This window comes from Bacillus sp. FG16, from assembly GCF_057809515.1.
Genome location: NZ_JBMDKC010000179.1, coordinates 1 through 5321, shown reverse-complemented (window position 1 = coordinate 5321; position 5321 = coordinate 1). Strand labels below are relative to the sequence as shown.

The 5321-nt window shown below is 33.0% G+C and carries 4 protein-coding genes; 3 read left to right on the top strand and 1 reads right to left on the bottom strand.

Annotated features, from left to right (window positions below; genetic code table 11):
- Positions 1 to 219: 219 nt before the first annotated feature.
- Positions 220 to 1467, top strand: coding sequence for a DUF4153 domain-containing protein (locus tag ACODS7_RS30920; RefSeq protein WP_029442009.1), 1248 nt, complete (start codon positions 220 to 222; stop codon positions 1465 to 1467).
- A gap of 187 nt (positions 1468 to 1654) precedes the next feature.
- On the opposite strand, the gene ACODS7_RS30915 is transcribed toward ACODS7_RS30920, so the two are convergent.
- Complete coding sequence (locus ACODS7_RS30915; RefSeq protein ID WP_043935009.1) at positions 1655 to 2620, bottom strand: arsenic resistance protein; 966 nt, start codon at positions 2618 to 2620, stop codon at positions 1655 to 1657.
- 292 nt (positions 2621 to 2912) lie between these two features.
- On the opposite strand from ACODS7_RS30915, the gene ACODS7_RS30910 reads away from it, so the two are divergent.
- Both ACODS7_RS30910 and brnQ read left to right on the top strand, forming a co-directional pair.
- Positions 2913 to 3605, top strand: coding sequence for an FMN-dependent NADH-azoreductase (locus ACODS7_RS30910; protein WP_000522528.1), 693 nt, complete (start codon positions 2913 to 2915; stop codon positions 3603 to 3605).
- Positions 3606 to 3843: 238 nt separating this feature from the next.
- A complete protein-coding gene (brnQ, locus tag ACODS7_RS30905) occupies positions 3844 to 5202 on the top strand; it encodes a branched-chain amino acid transport system II carrier protein (RefSeq protein ID WP_029442011.1) in 1359 nt (452 codons plus the stop codon).
- The last annotated feature ends 119 nt before the right edge of the window (positions 5203 to 5321 follow it).

Sequence of the window (5321 nt, the reverse complement as noted above, 5' to 3'; positions counted from 1 at the left end):
AAACTGCACCTCCAATTGTTAGACTGTGTCTAACAATTGGGGTGCAGTTCATTTTGTTTTTCTTTTATATAAGATTTAACGATAAAAAAAATCCTTTAAATAATAATTTTTTATTGTAAAACGATAAATTTTGTATTAAAATCAAAATCATAATAAATGAGTGAGGTGCTTTTGTTAAAAGGTAACAACCTTATTTTTAAAATTAGAGGAGGTATAACTATGAACATTAACAATTTGATTGTTAAAAATATGGATAACTCCCATGAGTTGGAGAAGATGTATAGAAAAGATCCGAAAGCTTTTAAAAAAGCATTCTCACAAGCATGGGACCAAAACCCTGATTCTCAAGTTCTAGGTGCTTGGTATGAAAGGTTGCATTTCAAGGAGAAAGTAAATAAAGAAAAAACATCTTTGTTTCAAAAAGGTTTCTTATTCATGGGCCTTTTAGCTATTCTGGCCGGCATAAGCACCAGGATCATTTTCCACTTTGTTGAGCAGGAAGCAATTGCTCCAATTAATTTGGCTTTTGGTGTAATTCCCTTTATTGCTGCTTATTTTGTTTACAATAATACTCCGAAAAAAAGTATTATTTATTCCCTTGCAGCGTTGTTCCTAATTTCCGGGATGTATCTTAATACGTTGCCATTAAATTATAAAGACAGTACCATTCTTGCTTATTTGCATCTTCCTATATTTTTATGGGTCTTAGTAGGGCTTGCGTTTACAGGAAATGAATATTCAAAAGGCAGTACAAGATTAGCCTATATAAAATTTAATTTAGAATATTGTCTTCTCTACGCCAGCATGGCAGTGAGCGGAATGATACTAGCAGTATTCACCATGCGTTTATTTAGCTTTGTTGACTTAGATATAGGAGAATTCTATTTTAGTAATGTTGTTTTATTTGGAGCAGCGGCTCTCGCTATTGTGGCTGCATACTTAGTATCAATGAATCTTAAGCTTGCTAAAAATATTACACCATACATATCTAAAATTTTTAGTCCTCTCGTCCTGATCACGTTGCTTATCTATCTTATAACGGTAATTTGGGTCGGGAAAAATCCGTTCTTGGATCGCAATTTCCTAATGGCTTTCAACGGAATACTCCTTGGTGTATTGGCTGTTACCATATTTTCTCTCGTTGAAAGTGACTCGGACGAGAAAAAGAACATTTCAGATTATATAAATTTTTCCTTAATTGTTCTGGCGCTTATTATTGACACTGTCGCATTGTCAGCCATAGTATTTAGACTTTCTTCTTACGGGATTACGCCTAATAGACTTGCTGTTTTAGGAGTAAACGTACTGATTTGGGCAAATCTCATTTGGATTATGTTTTCCTATATGCATTTCTTGCAAAACAAATCAGGACCGACAGCTATCCAAGATGCCGTTACGAAGTATTTGCCAATATACGGACTTTGGGCAGCTTTCGTTATATTTACGTTCCCTATCATTTTTAATTAGAAAGGATTTGTTAATGTAACGAAAAGTAAATTTTCTATAGCATATAAAATTTTTAGTGCCGATCGATTTATAATTGGTATTATTACGTTTGTAGTTTCGGTAATTTCATTTGTATCGATAAATAAGAAATAAGTGTTGTATGTAATCTTTCCATAATAAAAAACGTCCCAAAATGGGACGTTTTTTATTATGCGTATTGCCGTTTTCTCTTAATAAGCAACAAAACTTGTGACACACAAGCTAGTACCGGTAACTCAATCAACGGTCCAATAACGAGTGCAAGTGCGATAAGAGGCTCGTCTGGAAAAGCTGTTACAGCGATAGCGAGTGCAACAGGTGAGTTTCTTGCTAACGTTGTTAAGCTTAGACTTACTGTATCTTTGTAAGATAAATGCATGATGCGTCCGATAAATTGTCCTAGTAAAAAATTAATGATGAAGAACAATAGAACAGGAACGAGTAATAATAAAACGACATTCATATTTTGCAGCAAATATTTACCTTGTGATGCAAACATCGCTACTATTGCTAAACTTAAAAATACAATTTGAGCAGAGCTGAAAAACGGAATGAGTTTATTCTCGAGAGTTTCAGCTTTTTTCATTTTATTCATAATGAATTTTGTAGCGTGTGCAAGTATAAATGGTAAGACGATTACGATAACAATACTTTCTACTAAAACAGAAACCGCTACAGTTTTCATGACACCAGCAAATAAAAATAAATAAATTGGAAGGAGTAGTACTTGCAAAATTAAATTTACCGGTAAAATTGCAGTAGAAAGTGCTACATTTCCTTTCGCTATTTCAGTAAAGATTAAGTACCAATCTGTGCATGGAGTAACCATTAACATTATAAATCCAACCCAAAGTGCTGGATGATCTGAAAGAAATAGTGCTCCTAATCCCCAAGCGAGTAAAGGTGTCCATAAGAAGTTAATAGTAAGACTTGTTCCAGCAAATTTTAAATTGCGAAATCCGTTTTTTATTTCTTTTAATGGGATGCTGAGGAATAATCCATATAGCATGAAAAATAAGAAGGGGACAATAAACTTGTCTGAATACGTATGTATCATATTTAATTGTCCGAGTACGATGCCGCATGTAACAGCAAAAAGAATAATAAAAGTTTGAATCTTTTCTATAGTGCTCATGAATAAATCCTTTCTATATATGAATTTTCCTCTCTAAGTTTATTATACAAGTAATAAAGATGTATTTGGTGTTCAATTGTATTTTAGTTAATATTTTTAAATTGAGATTTTGTTTTTTATTAAAAGTTACTTGACTAAAGTAAGTGACTATATTACGATCACTTACATAAGGTAATTAAATAACAAAAAGTTTCGGAGGCTTAACTTAAGGTATCTATTGGAACTTTTTCTTAGAATAAGAATTTTTATGATGATGAATAATGAATATGAAAAGAAAGATTAGGTGAAGAAAATGGGACTATTTAGTTCATTATTTGGTAAAAAAGAAGAAAATACGAATGTAGAGGGGAATAAAAAAATGTCAAAAGTATTATTTGTAAAAGCAAACGATCGTCCAGCGGAGCAAGCAGTTAGTTCAAAAATGTATGAAACATTTGTAAGTACTTATAAAGAAGCAAATCCAAATACAGAAATTACGGAATTAGATTTATTTGCATTAGATCTTCCTTATTACGGAAATATCGCGATTTCAGGTGGATATAAACGTAGCCAAGGCATGGAGTTAACAGCTGAAGAAGAGAAGGCGGTTGCTACAGTAGATCAATATTTAAATCAGTTTTTAGAAGCTGATAAGGTTGTATTTGCATTCCCATTATGGAACTTTACAGTACCAGCACCATTAATCACATATATTTCATACTTATCTCAAGCTGGAAAAACGTTTAAATATACAGCAAATGGTCCAGAAGGTTTAGTTGGTGGTAAGAAAGTAGTTGTGTTAGGTGCTCGTGGTTCAGATTACTCTTCAGAGCAAATGGCTCCTATGGAAATGGCAGTTAATTACGTAACAACTGTACTTGGGTTCTGGGGAATTACAAATCCAGAGACAGTTGTAATTGAAGGACACAATCAATATCCAGATCGTTCACAACAAATTGTTGAAGAAGGTCTAGAAAACGTTAAAAAAGTAGCAGCGAAATTTTAATTTATGATAGTAAATGGAAAAACCAACATGGATGACCGTGTTGGTTTTTTAGTCTATTTTTCATGTTAAAAAATGTATATTTATAAAATAAAAGAAAAGTTCGAAAATAGTATTGCAAAATATTATATAGCAAACTATAATGAGTTCAAGAATAGTTGATACTTAAATTAAATATTCAGAAAATTCAATTAGTTAAAATTGGAAAATGAGATAAGGAAATTTGAATGGGGGTTATATTATGGCGAATAAAGTACCGTTTTCGTTCATAGTAGTTATTGGATTAATGTTATTTGCACTATTTTTTGGAGCAGGAAATTTAATTTTCCCAGCGATGCTTGGTCAATCAGCAGGAGAGAATGTATGGATTGCTAACGCTGGATTTTTAGTAACTGGTGTTGGATTACCATTACTAGGTGTACTAGCATTTGGTTTTTCAGGTAAAGATGATTTACAGTCATTAGCAAGTCGTGCTCACCCAGTGTTCGGGATTGTATTTACAACAGTCCTATACTTAGCGATCGGTCCGTTATTTGCAATACCGAGAACAGGAAATGTATCTTATGAAATTGGTCTTAAGCCGTTTATGCCAGAGGGAGTAGGTTCTACACCTTTAATTCTTTTCACAATTATATTCTTTAGCATCACTTGTTTTTTTTCGCTAAATCCCGCGAAAATTGTCGATATTGTTGGAAAAATTTTAACGCCAATTAAGTTGACTTTCATCGGTATTTTAGTAATCGTTGCTTTTATACATCCGATTGGAGATATGCAAGCACCAGTGGAAGCTTATACATCACATGCATTCTTTAAAGGATTCCAAGAAGGATACTTAACGATGGATACGCTTGCATCATTTGTATTCGGGATTATCATCATCAATGCTATTAAAGAAAAAGGTGCGAAAACGAAAACACAAATTATGGTCGTTTGTGCAAAAGCGACAATAATTGCAGCATCTATTTTAGCAATTATCTATACAGCTCTTTCTTATATGGGTGCTTCAAGTGTTGCAAAGCTTGGACATTTAGAGAACGGCGGAGAAGTATTAGCGAAAGTTTCTAACTACTATTTCGGATCATATGGCGGAGTATTATTAGGATTAATGATTACAGTAGCTTGTTTAACAACTAGTGTGGGACTTGTATCAGCATGTTCTTCATTCTTCCATAAGTTATTCCCAAATGTTCCTTACAAAGCAATTGCAATCACACTATGTGTATTTAGTGCAATTGTTGCAAACGTAGGATTAACACAGTTAATCGCAGTTTCTGTTCCAGTATTAACAGCAATTTATCCACTAGCAATCGTATTGATTTTCTTAACATTCTTCCATTCATTATTCAAAGGAAGAGCTGAAGTTTATCAAGTGAGCTTAATCGTAACATTTATCATCAGCTTATTCGATGGATTAAGTGCAGCTGGAGTTAACATTGAAGTAGTAAGCCAAGTGTTCACTAAATTCCTTCCGATGCAGGAAGTAGGATTAGGCTGGATCTTCCCAGCGATTATCGGTGGATTTATCGGATATGGCATTAGCGTTGTAAAAATGAAAAATCAAGTTCAACCAGCAACTAGAGCGGATAAGAAAATAGGTTAAATAAAAAAGTTATAGAACTTGTTTCTATAACTTTTTTTGTTACTATTAATAATGAGAAAAAATAAAGTATATAAGTTACGTTTAATATTTTAACAATTGTTCAGTTCCTAACCTTTGAA